Source organism: Kitasatospora sp. NBC_01560, assembly GCF_045208415.1.
GTDB lineage: Bacteria > Actinomycetota > Actinomycetes > Streptomycetales > Streptomycetaceae > Kitasatospora.
In genome coordinates this window covers 3,701,923-3,716,636 of sequence record NZ_CP109364.1, presented here as the reverse complement: position 1 = coordinate 3,716,636, position 14,714 = coordinate 3,701,923, and the positions used below count along the sequence as shown (strand labels likewise).

The window sequence follows — 14,714 nt, the reverse complement described above, 5'->3', positions numbered from 1 at the left end:
CCGCCGCCACGCAGGGCGCCGCTCCCGTTCGGGGGCGGCGCCCTGCGCCGTCGCCGGGGCGCGGGTGGTTCGGGGGCGGGCGGCCGCGGTGCGGCCGCTCACCGGGCCTCCACGGCGGTGCACTGCCACTGTCCGGCCGGTCCGCGCAGCTCCAGCCGGAACGCCACCATGTGGTGCCGGCTGCCGAGGTCGACCCGGACGCAGGCCTCGATCGCGTCGGGCGAGGGCGATCTGTCGTGCACCGGCCCGAGCCGGGGCCGGTCCGCCGCCCCGCCGCGGCGCAGGGTGCCCGTGCGGACGAGGGAGGCGAGCTGGCCGTACCCGTCCAGCGTGGTGTGCCGCATCAGCTGGCCGGAGGGCCGGGCGCCGGTGAGCACCTCGACCAGCTGCTGGGCGAAGCGCATGCTCAGGCCGGTGCGGAAGTCCGGAGCCGGGGCGGCGGGGGCCGCGGGGGCGCAGGCGGCCCGGGGGTGGCGCGGCTGCCGGCCGGTGGGCGGGTGCTGGCCGGCCCGGGCGGAGGCGTGCGGGTGGTGCGGGCGGGCCGGCGGCGCGGCCGGCCGGTCGCCGCGGGTGCCCCGGAGCGGGTCGGTCCCGTGCGGGTCCGCGCGGCGCAGCCCGGCGTGGTGCGAGTCGGTGCGGCGCGGGAGGCCCGTGCGGCGGAGTCCGTCGTGGTGGGTGCTGCCGTGGTGCGTCGTGCTGCTGTGAAGCGGGCTGCCGTGGTGCGGGCTGCCGTGGTGCGGGTCGGCCGGGGTCGGGCGGGTGGTCATCGGGCTCCTCGGGCATGGTGGTGCGAGTACGGACGGGTCCTTGGTAGCCGTGCCGCGTGCGGCGGGGCAACCGGCTTCTCCGGGGCTCCCGGGCCCGCCCGGAGGTTCACCTATCCGGGTGAACCGGCCAGGGCGCGCAAGGGCCGCGACGCCGCCCTGAGGGGCAGCGCGTTGACGTACGGGGCCGGGCGGGAAGGCCCGAAAGGGTACGGTCGGCCTCCCCGGGACGGGTGGCGCCGCCGCGGCCCGGCGTTGCGCCGCCGCCCGAACGGCGCGCACGATCGGAGCCTGGCGCGGGGCGAGCGCCCCGACGACGACAGGCGGCCGGCATGACGACACGGGTATCGGAGACACGGGCGGCCTCGGCGCGCCCCGCCGACGGCACACCCCGGCGCGGCCTCGTCCTGGGCGGCGGCGGCATGCTCGGTGCGGCCTGGACGGTCGGCGCGCTCTGCGCCGTCGAGGAGGCGACCGGCTGGCAGCCGGGCAGCGCCGAGGTCGTGCTCGGGACGTCGGCGGGCGCGATCCTCGGTGCGCTGCTGGCCGGCGGGGTCCGGGCCGACCAGCTCCGCGACCACCAGCGCGGCCTGCCGGTCACCAAGGGCCCGCTGGCCGGCGTGGACTTCGACTACGACACGGCGGTCGGCGGCGCGCTGCCCCCGCGCCCACGGGCCGGCATCGGCTCGCCGGGCCTGCTCCGGGACGCCGTGCGGCACCCGCGCGAGTACCCGCTGCTGACCATGGTCTCGGCGATGGCGCCGCACGGCCGCGGCTCGCTGGCACCGGTCGGCGAGCTGGTGAGCGGGCTGCTCGGTCCGGACGGCTTCCCGGCGGGCTCGCCCCTGCGGGTGGCTGCGGTGGACTACCGCAGCGGCCACCGGGTGGTCTTCGGCGACCCGGGCGCGCCGCCGGTGGCGGTCGCCGACGCGGTGATGGCCTCCTGCGCGATCCCCGGCTGGTTCACCCCCGTCCGGCTGGACGGCTCCGCGTACGTCGACGGCGGCTGCTGGTCGGCCAGCAATGCGGACCTGATGCTCGGCCGCGGCCTGGACGAGGTCTTCGTGCTCGCCCCGATGGCGCTGCGGCTGGATCCGCGCGCGCAGCCGGCCGGGCCCGGGCGCCCCGGCCGGGCCACCCTGGCGGCGCTGCGCGAGTGGCGGGCCCGGGACCGTCCGCGCGGGGTGCTCGCCCAGCTGGTCGGCCGCTACCGCCGGGCGGTGACCAGGCAGCTGCTGCGGGAGGCCCGGCTGCTGCGGGAGAGCGGCGTCCGGGTGCACCTGCTCGCCCCCACCCCGGCCGACCTGGCGGCGATCGGGCCGAACATGATGGATCCGGCCCGCCGCGGCGCCGTCCTGGAGAGCGCGCTGCGGACGAGCCGGGCCGCCCTCGACGGCGTGCGGTGACCGTGCGAGCCGGGCGGGGTGCGCGTCCGCCGGGCGCGCACCGGCCCTGGCCGCCGACCCGTGCCGCCGACCCGCCCGGCCCGTGCCGGGTGGAGCAGGCGCAGGGGGCGCAGTCGGACGTGCACGCGTGATCACGGGCGCCGTCCGGGCGCTTATTCTGGGGGCGCTGGAAGCTGTGCCGCTGGACGAACCGGAGAGTGCCACCGATGCGCGTGTACGTGCCCACCACCCTGACCGGCCTGGCGGCGGCGCACCCGGGCGGCGCCCTGGAGCAGGCCGCGGCGTACGCGGTGACGCCCGCGCTGCGCGAGTGGTACGTCAGCGACGACCTGGAGGAGCTGGAGTACGCGGCGCTCAACCGGGCCGCCCAGTCCTCGCTGCGCCTGCTGGCCGAGGAGCCGGACGCGCCGCGCCGCCGGGTGGTCGTGGCGCTGGACGTCGCCGACTCCGCGGTCGGGGCGTTCGTCGGCGACGAGTACCAGGACCAGGCCTCGCTGGGCCGCGTGGTGCTGGCCGGCCCCGTCCGGCTGGCGAAGGCGGCCGCGGTGCACGCGGACGCCGCCGACCCGGAGGTCCTCGCGGACGTCGAGGCGGCGGTCGCGGCGGTGGTGGCGGCCGACGCCGGCGACCAGGACGCCCAGTTCACCGTGGACGGCGCCGAGGACCACGACCTGCTCTGGTTCGCCACCCAGGAGATCTCCGCCCTGCTGGCCTGAGCCCGCGGCCGCGCACGAGCCCTACGGCCGCACGACCGGCCGGCACGACCGGCTCCGCGGCCGAGCAGCCGGCCGCACAACCGGCTCCGTGTCCGGTGCCCCCGGGCCGCGGGGTGAGCCCCGTCCTACCGGTCTGTCGGTGGCCGGGGTTACCGTTCCCTGCGTGCGCACTCATATCGTCTGGGACTGGAACGGCACGCTCTTCCACGACATGGAGGCGGTGCTCGGCGCGAGCAACGCCGCCTTCGCGACCGTCGGCATAGCGCCGATGACCATGGAGGAGTACCGGGAGCAGTACGAGATCCCGATTCCCCGCTTCTACCAGCGGCTGCTCGGCCGGCTGCCGTCCGAGCGCGAGTGGCTGCTGCTCGACGACGCGTTCCACGACCGCTACCGGGAGCTGAGCGCCGCCTGCGGCCTGACCGACGGCGTCGTCGAGCTGCTCGACGGCTGGCGGGAGGCCGGGCACAGCCAGTCGCTGCTGTCGATGTACGAGCACGAGAAGCTGCTCCCGGTCGTCGACGCCTTCGGCCTGACCACGCAGTTCCTGCGGGTCGACGGCCGCAGCGGCCCGTCCGGCGGCCAGAAGGCGGAGCACCTGACCAGGCACCTGACCGCGCTCGGCGAGTACGTGGACCCGGCCCGGACGGTGCTGATCGGCGATGCCGCGGACGACGCGCTGGCGGCGCTGAACGCGGGCGCGCACGCGGTGCTGTACACCGGCGGCTCGCACACCCGGGCCAAGCTGGAGCCGGTCGGCGTCCCGGTGGTGGACAGCCTGGCCGAGGCGGTCGAGCTGGCCGGCCGGCTGACCCGCTGACCCGCCGGCCGGCCGTCCCGCCGCCCGGCGGGAGTGGCGGGAGTGGTGCGCGCCACGTTCGCCGGTGGCGTGTCCGAGCAGGCGGAACCGCCCGCCGCTCGTCAGGCTGGAACGACGCCGGGCCGCTCCTGGGCCGGGCCACCAGGACGAGCGGAGCCGCCATGCCCATCGACGCAGTCACCCAGGTCCCGACCCCGGGCAACGAGCCGGTGCACGGCTACGCACCCGGCAGTCCGGAGCGGGCCCGGCTGGTGCGCCGGCTGGACGAGCTGGCCGCCGAGCCGGTCCCGCTGCCGATGGTCATCGGCGGCGAGCAGCGCTTCGGCGGCGGCGAGCGGATCGACGTCGTCCAGCCGCACCACCACGCGGCCAGGCTCGGCGTGCTCGGCAACGCCACCCGGGAGGACGCCCGGGCCGCGGTGGACGCGGCGCTGGCGGCCGGGCGGGAGTGGCGCGGGCTCTCCTTCGACGACCGCGCGGCGGTGTTCCTGCGCGCCGCCGACCTGCTGGCCGGGCCGTGGCGGGACACCCTCAACGCGGCCACCATGCTGGGCCAGTCCAAGACGGTGCAGCAGGCCGAGATCGACTCCGCCTGCGAGCTGACCGACTTCTGGCGGTTCAACGTGCACTTCGCCCGGCAGATCCTGGCCGAGCAGCCGGTCTCCTCGCCCGGCGTCTGGAACCGCACCGACCACCGGCCGCTGGAGGGCTTCGTCTACGCGGTCACCCCGTTCAACTTCACCGCCATCGCCGGCAACCTGCCGACCGCACCCGCCCTGATGGGCAACACCGTGGTCTGGAAGCCCGCCCCGGCGCAGACGCTCGCCGCGCACCACCTGATGCGGCTGCTGGAGGCGGCCGGCCTGCCGCCCGGCGTGATCAACCTGGTGACCGGCGACGGACTGCAGGTCTCCCCGGTGGTGCTCGCCGACCCGGCCCTGGCCGGGCTGCACTTCACCGGCTCCACCGCCACCTTCCAGTCGCTCTGGCAGACCATCGGCGCCAACATCGGCGGCTACCGGACGTACCCGCGGATCGTCGGTGAGACGGGCGGCAAGGACTTCCTGCTCGCCCACCGCTCGGCCGACCCGGAGATCCTGCGGACGGCCCTGGTCCGCGGTGCCTTCGAGTACCAGGGGCAGAAGTGCTCGGCGCTGTCCCGTGCCTACCTCCCGCGCAGCCTCTGGCAGAAGATCAAGGACGAGTTCCTGGCCGAGGTGGACGCACTGGCCGTCGGTGACGTCACCGACCTCTCGAACTTCATGGGCGCGCTGATCGACCGCCGGGCGTTCCGGAAGAACCGGGACGCGATCGAGCGGGCCAAGGCCGATCCGACCGTGGAGCTCGCCGCCGGCGGCCAGTACGACGACGCGATCGGCTGGTTCGTCCGCCCGACCGTCCTGGTCTCCTCGGACCACCGCAACGAGATGTTCCGGACGGAGTACTTCGGGCCGATCCTGGCCGTGCACGTCTACGAGGACTCCCGCTGGGAGGACGTGCTCGGCCGGGTCGACTCCGGCGCGCCGTACGGGCTCACCGGCGCGGTGATCGCGCAGGACCGCTACGCCATCGCCCGCGCCGTGGAGGAGCTCCGGTTCGCGGCGGGCAACTTCTACATCAACGACAAGCCGACCGGTGCGGTGGTCGGCCAGCAGCCGTTCGGCGGCGGCCGGGCGTCCGGCACCAACGACAAGGCGGGCGCGGCGCAGAACCTGCTGCGCTGGACGTCGGCCCGGTCGATCAAGGAGACCTTCGTCCCGCCGACCGCGTACCGCCACCCGCACATGGGATCCTGACCCGCAGTACGTGACCATGTGTCAGCAGGCTTGGGTGGTAGGGGTGTTGTCCCAGTAGCCGGTTGCGCGGAGAGTGATGACCCGACTACCGTTGCCCCAGGCGACCTTTCCAGTGTCCGACGCCAGTCGGGGTGGCTCCTCGTCGGCCCGTGACCGGCCGAACCGCCAACCCGCATGCCGCGATCCCAGGCAGGGCCGGAGCTCTCCGGCGCCCTCGGTCCGGATGGTGCGCGGCCTCGAACGGCACTCGACGCCCCGGCTGCCCGAAGGCCGTGGCCGACACGAGTGGAGAAACCCGGCAGTGGTACGTCCGTGCTCTCGCTGTGCCGACGCGTGCGCGTTCGGCAGCGGGATCCAAGACGTTCCGGCCCCGTGCCGGCCGATGCTCCGGGAGTGCTGCTCGTGGCCGCCCACAGTGTTCAGTTCATGGTGTCGTTGATCACCGGCGAGGTGGAGAGCATCTCCGAGGTGATGGGCCGGGCCGCCGAGGACTGCCAGGCGGCCGGGCCGCCGGCGGGCCTCTGCGACGCGGTCACCCTGGGCAACCTCGCCCGGCGGTGGGCCGAGATCGCCGAGCAGGACCTGCACTGCACCGTCGTCAACGTCCACGGCGACCGGCTCTACGCCGTGACGCTCACCATGGAGGCGTGGGGGCAGACTTGCGCCTGGGTGACCTCGCGCGCGATGGACCTGATGGTCCGGGCGCACGGCGGCGCGGCGGTCCAGCAGGACGCCGACCTCCAGCGCGGCCGCGACCTGCTCTCGCTCGTGACCCGGATCAAGGAGCAGATCGGTGCTCGGTGAGCCGTTGGACGCGGAGGGCGACGAGGAGTACGGCTGGGAGCCCGAGGGGTGGGTGCTCCCCAAGCTGACGGCGGTGAAGAACCTCACGGCTGCCCTGGTGGCGCGCGGACTCGGCGAGCAGGCGGCGTCGGTGGTTTCTAGGGCCGCCGTCCGTCCCGACGAACTGCGGCGCAAGCTCGCCGAGCCCGCCGAGCTGCGTGTCCAGGGCGGGACGCTGACCACGGTCGAGAGCCGACTGTGGTCGATGGCGGTGGTGCCCCACCCGGCCAACCCCCGCGAGTACGGCAAGCGGATCTACCCGCTCGGGCTGGGCGCCGGGGAGGGCCGGGGGAAGCTGTTCGCCGAGCCGCGCTCCGACACCTACGACCGGCCCGAACTCGTCCTCTCGGTCCGGTCGCCGACCGAGTTGGCCCAGCGGCTCGACGACGCCGGGGACTACCTCGCCGAGGTGAACCCGTTGTCGGAGGACATCGAGGTGGAGGGGGTCCTCCAGCCGATCACGGTCGTGCCGGCCAGGGTCGAGCACGCCAACGGGCACCGGCCGTCGATGGTCCTCATGGCTGCGGACGGTTCCAGCCGGGTCACCGCGGTGCACCGGTTGCTGAGCCGACGGCCGTCGACCCTCGTCTACGACCTGGGGGACGAGCAGCGCAAGCTGCGGCAGGCGGTCTCCGTGGTGCTGCGGACGGCCCAGGCGGGGAACTGGGACCTGCTGGACGCACCGGTGCAGAAGCGGCTCCGGGCGCTGACCGTCCCGGCCCGGATCGTGGTGGGGTTCCGGCCGGACAATCGTGGCGCTGTCCGGTTCCACACGGCGGTGCGCAGCTTCATCGGTCTCACCCACATCCGTGCGCCGCTGTCCTACAGCCCGACCGTGGTGAGCGAGGCCAAGGCGGACGCCGTTCTGGAGCGGCTCGCGGAGCCGCTGCGAAGCCGCGGCCCGCTGATCGCGGAGGAGGAGAAGCGGTGGTTCGCGGCGACCATGAGCACCCGGGAGGCCGCCGAGGCCGGGTTTCCCGCAGATCCGGACAACCGGGTCGCCCACGTCGTCCAGGTCATCCTGGCCGGTGGGACGGTGGCGACCAGGAGTGCCAACAGCGGCATCAGGACCCTCACGGCCAAGCGGTCGCCGACGAAGAACGAGCGGGTCGACATCGCGGTGGACCTCGCACTGCGTCCGTTGCGGGACGCGGGTGAGGCCGGACGCCTGGTCGCCGTCCGGGCGGCGCTTCAGCGGGCGTACCGGATGGCCGATCTCTCGGTCCGGGGTCTGCCGACCGTACTGGAGGGGGACGCCGGCTCCGAGGTGACCCTGGACTCCCTGCGTGACACGGCGCTGCGCGAGGCCGGCGAGGACAACGACCGGAGCGGGAGGCTGGGGTTCGCGCAGCTGGAGCTGGCAGTCAAGGCCGTCTACTACATGGCGACCGCCGATCCGATGGCGCTGCGTCGCGAGGGGCACAGCGACCAGAGGGAGGACGGCCGCTCGGTGGATCTCGTGCTGAAGGCGATGCTGTCGTGCGAGCGCGGCATCCACCAGGCCTACGAGATCGTTCGGGCGGGCCGGGCCTGGCGGGCCGACGGGCCCCGGGCGCTGCCCGAGGTGGCCGAGGACGGGCGGCTACCGGGCAGCCCCCGTCCGCTGACCAACGTGCTGGTGCGCGAGACCTACACCGGTCAGGTGCCCACGCGGACCGAGTGGGGCTGGCAGGCGGCCGACGAGCACTGGACAGGGGTGACGGCGGCAGTGGATCAGCTGAGGAAGTCCGTGGAAGCGATGGCGACAGTCCCCGCCTACGACGGCGGGCGTCCCTACGTCGACCGGGACGGGTGGAGCCACGAGATGATCCGCACGCAGAGGGAAAGGCTCGACGACCTGTCGCACCAGCTCCGGGGCTGGGGGAAGACGTACCGGGAGCGGATGGCGGGCGAGGGCTAGCCGGGCCGGCCGGGGTCTTTTGGCAGGTCCGACAGTATCCGGCTCCGGATTGGACAAGGTGTCCAGGACGGAGGGATCTTCCTGCAGGTTTGTGCCTCCCTGTCCCCTGACACCTTCAAATCCTCCCGTTAGGCTGGCTGGCGTCGTCGGGTGTCTGCAGGCCGAACGTCTCGTCCTACCCGCTGCAGAGGCATTTCATGCGTGCCATGAATGCCTTTCAGTCGGTCGGTGCGGCAGGATTGCGGCAGACCCGGCGGTGCACATCCACACACCACCGAGTCACGCAACGGCGCGCGACAGGAGCCAAGAAGTCATGCAGACCAAGCTGGACGCAGCCAAGGCCGAACTGCTCACGAAGGCAGCAGCAGCCGCTGAGAACAGCCAGGTGGGGGGAGCGGCGCCGGGAGAGGGTCTGAGCAACGGCGCTCTGACCGCGTACCTGCACCACTACTACCTCCACACCGCGCCGGAGGACCTCGTCCACCGTGACCCGGTCGACGTGTACGGCGCAGCAGCCTCGCACTACCGGCTCGGGCTCAAGCGCCCGCAGGGCACCGCCGAGGTGCGGGTGTACACCCCCTCGGTGGAGGAGAACGGCTGGTCCTGCGGCCACACCGTGGTCGAGGTCGTCACCGACGACATGCCGTTCCTGGTCGACTCGGTCACCAACGAGCTCTCCCGCCAGGACCGGGCGATCCACGTCGTGATCCACCCCCAGCTGGTCGTCCGCCGTGACATCACCGGCAAGCTGCTGGAGATCCTGGACGTCGACGCCTGCGCCCGCAGCCAGGCCGCCGGCGCCGAGTGGCCGGCCGACGCGGTCGTCGAGTCGTGGATGCACATCGAGATCGACCGCGAGACGGACCGCGAGGACCTCCGCTCGATCGAGACCGACCTGCGCCGCGTGCTGGGTGACGTCCGCGAGGTCGTCGAGGACTGGTCGAAGATGCGCGACTCCGCGCTCCGGCTTGCCGACGAGCTCGCCGAGGAGCCCCCGGCGCACCTGCCCGAGCAGGAGGTCGGCGAGGCCTGGGAGCTGATGCGCTGGCTCGCCGACGACCACTTCACCTTCCTCGGGTACCGCGAGTACGACCTGGTCGAGCACGAGGGCGAGGAGGTCCTGAAGGCCGTCGCCGGCACCGGCCTCGGCATCCTGCGCTCCGACCCGCTCAGCCACGACGACGACCACCACCCGGTCAGCGAGGCCTTCGGCCGGCTGTCCGCCCCGGTCCGGGCCAAGGCGCACGAGAAGAAGCTGCTCGTCCTCACCAAGGCGAACAGCCGCTCCACCGTGCACCGGCCGGCCTACCTCGACTACGTCGGCGTGAAGAAGTTCGACGCCAACGGCGAGGTCGTCGGCGAGCGCCGCTTCCTCGGCCTCTTCTCGGCCGCGGCCTACACCGAGTCGGTCAACCGCATCCCGGTGGTCCGCCGCAAGGTGCAGGACGTCATCGTCAGCTCCGGCTTCTCCACCGAGAGCCACGACGGCCGCGACCTGCTGCAGATCCTGGAGACCTTCCCCCGGGACGAGATCTTCCAGACCCCGGCCGCCGAGCTGCTCCAGATCGCCACCAGCGTGCTCTACCTGCAGGAGCGCCGCCGGCTGCGGCTGTTCCTGCGCCAGGACGAGTACGGGCGCTACTTCTCCGCGCTGGTCTACCTGCCGCGCGACCGCTACACCACCCGCATCCGGCTGCGCCTGATGGACATCCTGATGCAGGAGCTCAACGGCGCCTCGATCGACTACACGGTCTGGTCGACGGAGTCGGTGCTGACCCGTCTGCACTTCGTGGTCCGGGTGACCCCGGGCAGCGAGCTTCCGCACCTGAGCGACGCCGAGGTCGAGCGGATCGAGGGCAAGCTCGCCGAGGCCGCCCGGTTCTGGATGGACGGCTTCAACGACCAGCTGCACCTGGAGCTGGGCGAGGAGCGGGCCGCCGAGCTGTCCCGGAAGTACGCCAACGCGTTCCCGGACGGCTACCGCGCCGACTTCACCGCGCGGACGGCCGTCGCCGACCTGAAGCAGATCGAGTCGCTGCAGGGCGCGGGCGACTTCCGCCTGAACCTGTACCAGCCGGTCGGCGCGGGCGACGACGAGCGCCGCTTCAAGATCTACCGGGTCGGCGGCCCGATCTCGCTGACCGAGGTCCTGCCGGTCCTGCAGCGCCTGGGCGTCGAGGTGCTCGACGAGCACCCGTACGCGCTGACCCGCTCGGACCACACCACCGCCTGGGTCTACGACTTCGGGCTGCGCCTGCGCGAGGCCGTCGAGCTGACCGACGAGGCGCGCGAGCGCTTCCAGGAGACCTTCGCCGCGACGTGGACCGGCAAGGCCGAGAACGACGGCTTCAACGAGCTGGTGATGACCGCCGGGCTGACCTGGCGCCAGGCGATGATGCTGCGCACGTACGCCAAGTACCTGCGCCAGGCGGGCTCCACGTTCTCCCAGGACTACATGGAGGACGCGCTCCGCAACAACACCCACAGCACCCGCCTGCTGGTGAACCTCTTCGAGGCGCGGCTGAGCCCCAGCCACCAGCAGGGTGCCGGCGAGCTGACCGACGCCATCCTGGAGGAGCTGGCCGGCGCGCTGGACGAGGTCGTCTCGCTGGACGAGGACCGGATCCTGCGGTCCTTCCTGCACCTCATCAGGGCGACCCTGCGCACCAACTTCTTCCAGCACGACGGCTCGGGCGCGTGGCACTCCTACGTGTCGATGAAGTTCGACCCGAAGGCCATCCCGGACCTGCCGGCCCCGCGTCCGGCGTTCGAGATCTGGGTGTACTCGCCGCAGGTCGAGGGCGTGCACCTGCGCTTCGGCAAGGTCGCCCGCGGCGGTCTGCGCTGGTCCGACCGGCGTGAGGACTTCCGGACGGAGATCCTCGGCCTGGTCAAGGCGCAGATGGTGAAGAACACCGTCATCGTGCCGGTCGGCGCCAAGGGCGGCTTCGTCGCCAAGCAGCTGCCGGACCCGTCGGTGGACCGCGACGCCTGGCTCGCCGAGGGCATCTCGTCCTACAAGACGTTCATCTCGGCGCTGCTGGACATCACCGACAACCTGGTCGGCGGCGCTGTCGTCCACCCGGCCGACGTGGTGCGCCACGACGAGGACGACACCTACCTGGTCGTCGCCGCCGACAAGGGCACCGCGACCTTCTCCGACATCGCCAACGGCGTCGCCGAGTCCTACGGCTTCTGGCTGGGCGACGCGTTCGCCTCCGGCGGCTCGGCCGGCTACGACCACAAGGGCATGGGCATCACCGCCCGCGGTGCCTGGGAGTCGGTCAAGCGCAACTTCCGCGAGCTCGGCGTCGACACCCAGTCCGAGGACTTCACCGTCGTCGGCATCGGCGACATGTCCGGCGACGTCTTCGGCAACGGCATGCTGCTCAGCGAGCACATCCGGCTGGTCGCGGCCTTCGACCACCGGCACATCTTCCTCGACCCCAACCCGGACGCGGCCGCCTCGTACGCCGAGCGCCGCCGCCTCTTCGAGCTGCCGCGCAGCTCCTGGGACGACTACGACAAGTCGCTGATCTCGGCCGGCGGCGGCGTCTTCCCGCGCAGCGCGAAGTCGATCCAGCTCACCCCGCAGGTCCGGGCCGCGCTCGGCATCGAGGACGCCCGGCTCACCCCGGCCGAGCTGATGAAGGCCGTCCTGCAGGCGCCCGTCGACCTGTTCTGGAACGGCGGCATCGGCACCTACATCAAGTCCTCGGCGGAGACCAACGCCGAGGTCGGCGACAAGGCCAACGACGCCATCCGGGTCAACGGCGACCAGGTCCGGGCCCGGGTCATCGGCGAGGGCGGCAACCTCGGCTGCACCCAGCTCGGCCGCATCGAGTACGCCGCGGTCGGCGGCCCGCAGACCCCGTCGACCGGTCAGGGGGGCGGCGGCTGGGTCAACACCGACGCCATCGACAACTCGGCCGGCGTCGACACCTCGGACCACGAGGTCAACATCAAGATCCTGCTCAACCAGGTCGTCACCGACGGCGACATGACGGTCAAGCAGCGCAACACCCTGCTGGCGAAGATGACCGACGAGGTCGGCCACCTCGTGCTGCGCAACAACTACGCGCAGAACGTGGTGCTGGCCAACGCCGTCGCCCAGGCGCACAGCATGGTCAACGTCCACTCCCGGATGATCAACCGCCTGGAGCGCGCGGGGCAGCTCGACCGGGGGCTGGAGTTCCTGCCCACCGAGCGGCAGATCCGCGAGCGCCAGCAGGGCGGCCGCGGGCTCTCCCAGCCCGAGCTGTCGGTGCTGCTCGCCTACACCAAGATCACGCTGGCCGACGAGCTGCTCGCCACCGAGCTGCCCGACGACCCGTTCTTCCGCACCGCGCTGCACGAGTACTTCCCGAGCGCGCTGCGGGCGAAGTTCGCCGACGCGATCGACCAGCACGCGCTGCGCCGCGAGATCATCACCACGCTGATCGTCAATGACACGATCAACCGCGGTGGCTGCACCTTCGCCTTCCGGCTGAAGGAGGAGACCGGCGCCACGTACGAGGAGATCGCCCGGACGCACACCGCCGCACGGGCCGTCTTCGGCCTGGAGGAGATCTGGTCCGAGATCGAGGCCCTGGACAACCAGGTCCCCGCCCGTGCCCAGACCAGGATGCGGCTGCACTCGCGCCGGCTGGTCGAGCGCGCCACCCGGTGGATGCTCAACAACCGCCGCCAGCCGCTCGACATCGCCGGCACCATCGAGTTCTTCCACGACCGGGTCGCCCAGGTCTGGGGCTCGCTGCCCAAGCCGCTGCGCGGCGAGGACCTCGCCTGGTTCGAGTCGGTCTACAACGAGCTGGCCGCGGCGGGCGTCCCGGAGGCCCTGGCCACCCGGATCGCCGGCCTCTCCTCGACCTTCCCGACGCTGGACATCACCGAGGTCGCGGACCGGTCCGGCAAGGACGTCGCCGAGGTCGCCGAGCTGTACTACGACCTCGCCGACCGCCTCCAGATCACCCACCTGCTCGACCGCATCATCGAGCTGCCCCGGACCGACCGCTGGTCGTCCATGGCCCGCGCCGCCATCCGCGAGGACCTCTTCGCGGCCCACGCGGCACTGACCGCGGACATCCTGGCCTGCGGCCCGGAGAACGCCGTCCCCGAGGAGCGCTACACCGCCTGGGCGGAGCTCAACGCGACCCTGCTGAACCGCGCCAAGAGCACGCTCGACGACATAAGGGGTTCGGACAACTACGAGCTGTCCAGCCTGTCGGTCGCGATGCGCGTGATCCGCACCCTGCTCCGCACGGGGTCGATGCGCTGACGTCCGGCCGAGCCGGTACGGGGCGGGCCCGGGTCTTCGGACCCGGGCCCGCCCCGCACTGCTGCCCGAGGCAGTGGCTCGCCGTGCCGCAGGGCGGCCGGGAGGCCCCCACCGCGGCCGGCCTCGCCGCACGCGGCGGCCGGGCACGGGGGCCGGGCACGGCGGCTTCCGGGCGGGCTGACGCCCTCGCCCCTCCGACGTGCGAATACCCGCTTCGCTCGTGGGCGCACGTTCGCTACGGTGTCCGACGGAACGAGGGGGAAAGATCATCATGGGGAAGACGCGCACGACGCGCACGGCCGCCGTCGCACTGACGGTGGCGCTGATGGCCACCGGTGCGGCGGCCTGTACGTCCGACGCCACGTCGTCGGACACCGGGAAGGCCGGCGCCACGGCGCCCGGCACTGCTGCGCCCGGCACCGCTGCGCCCGCGGCCACGACGGCCGCGAGCAAGGCCCCGGAGGTGTTCGGGGCCGCCGGCTACCGGGGCCTGACGCCGGGGATGGCCAAGGAGGCCGCGCTCGCGACGGGCGCTCTGGAGGCGGCGCCGGTCTCGCTGCTGGAGGGCTGCACGGACTTCGCGTACAAGGGCGGCCCGGCGCCGGACGCCGCCCGGATGGCCGCCGAGGCGGCGACCGACGCCAAGTACAAGGACCTCAACGCCAAGGCGGACGCGGCGAAGCAGGGCTCCAAGCCGGAGACCCTGCGGCCGGGCGCCTCGGCGAAGGAGGCCGCGGAGTTCGCGGCCCGGCAGTCCGCGGGGGCCGCCGGCGCGGCCGCCGACGCCAAGCTGATGGCGGACGCGAGCATGGCCCGGGTGGAGCTGCTGACGGCCCGTGAGGCCAAGGAGAAGGCGTTCCTCGCGGCCGGACGGGTGTCGTTCGGTGCGGCCGGTCTGCGCGAGCTGGTCGGACCGGCGGGCGCCCGGACGGCCGAGGGCGTCGGCGCGGGCTCGGCGGTTGCCGACCTGCAGAAGGCGTACGCCGGCAAGGGCATCGAACTGGCGAGGACCGGCCGCTATGAGGTGCCGGCCGAGGGCAGGCCGGGCTGGTTCTACGAGTTCACCGTGGACGGGCAGCAGGTCAGCGGCGTGGCCCTGGTCGACCACACCACGAAGTGCGCCTGAGCGGGCGCCCGCCCGAACGCCGGTGGCTCCGGTCCGACCACGGGTCGGGCCGGAGCCACCGGCGT

At 73.3% G+C, this 14,714-nt stretch carries 9 protein-coding genes; 8 read left to right on the top strand and 1 reads right to left on the bottom strand.

Annotated elements, in window-relative coordinates; translation table 11 throughout:
- Positions 1-98: 98 nt before the first annotated feature.
- On the bottom strand, positions 99-767 hold the full coding sequence (locus OH807_RS15940) for an Rv3235 family protein (RefSeq protein ID WP_406199029.1): 669 nt from the start codon (positions 765-767) through the stop codon (positions 99-101).
- Positions 768-1,096: 329 nt separating this feature from the next.
- On the opposite strand from OH807_RS15940, the gene OH807_RS15935 reads away from it, so the two are divergent.
- The 8 genes from OH807_RS15935 (at position 1,097) to OH807_RS15900 (ending at position 14,649) form a co-directional block, all read left to right on the top strand.
- Positions 1,097-2,170: a patatin-like phospholipase family protein gene (locus OH807_RS15935; protein WP_406199027.1), complete on the top strand. Its 1,074-nt coding sequence runs from the start codon at positions 1,097-1,099 to the stop codon at positions 2,168-2,170.
- Between the two features lie 206 nt (positions 2,171-2,376).
- Positions 2,377-2,886 carry a DUF6912 family protein gene (locus tag OH807_RS15930; RefSeq protein ID WP_406199025.1) on the top strand — a complete coding sequence of 170 codons (510 nt, stop codon included), beginning with the start codon at positions 2,377-2,379 and terminating at the stop codon, positions 2,884-2,886.
- Positions 2,887-3,049: 163 nt separating this feature from the next.
- A complete protein-coding gene (locus OH807_RS15925) occupies positions 3,050-3,706 on the top strand; it encodes an HAD family hydrolase (protein ID WP_406199023.1) in 657 nt (218 codons plus the stop codon).
- A gap of 167 nt (positions 3,707-3,873) precedes the next feature.
- On the top strand, positions 3,874-5,502 hold the full coding sequence (pruA, locus tag OH807_RS15920) for an L-glutamate gamma-semialdehyde dehydrogenase (RefSeq protein WP_406211007.1): 1,629 nt from the start codon (positions 3,874-3,876) through the stop codon (positions 5,500-5,502).
- Between the two features lie 426 nt (positions 5,503-5,928).
- The gene (locus tag OH807_RS15915; RefSeq protein WP_406199021.1) at positions 5,929-6,306 is read left to right on the top strand and encodes a hypothetical protein; all 378 of its coding nucleotides are present in this window, start codon (positions 5,929-5,931) and stop codon (positions 6,304-6,306) included.
- Entirely contained in the window at positions 6,296-8,245 is a 1,950-nt protein-coding gene (locus OH807_RS15910) for a hypothetical protein (RefSeq protein WP_406199020.1), read from the top strand. Before OH807_RS15915 ends, OH807_RS15910 begins: the two co-directional genes overlap by 11 nt.
- Positions 8,246-8,558: 313 nt before the next feature.
- A complete protein-coding gene (locus tag OH807_RS15905; RefSeq protein WP_406199018.1) occupies positions 8,559-13,523 on the top strand; it encodes an NAD-glutamate dehydrogenase in 4,965 nt (1,654 codons plus the stop codon).
- Positions 13,524-13,794: 271 nt separating this feature from the next.
- The gene (locus OH807_RS15900; protein WP_406199016.1) at positions 13,795-14,649 is read left to right on the top strand and encodes a hypothetical protein; all 855 of its coding nucleotides are present in this window, start codon (positions 13,795-13,797) and stop codon (positions 14,647-14,649) included.
- Positions 14,650-14,714 lie beyond the last annotated feature (65 nt).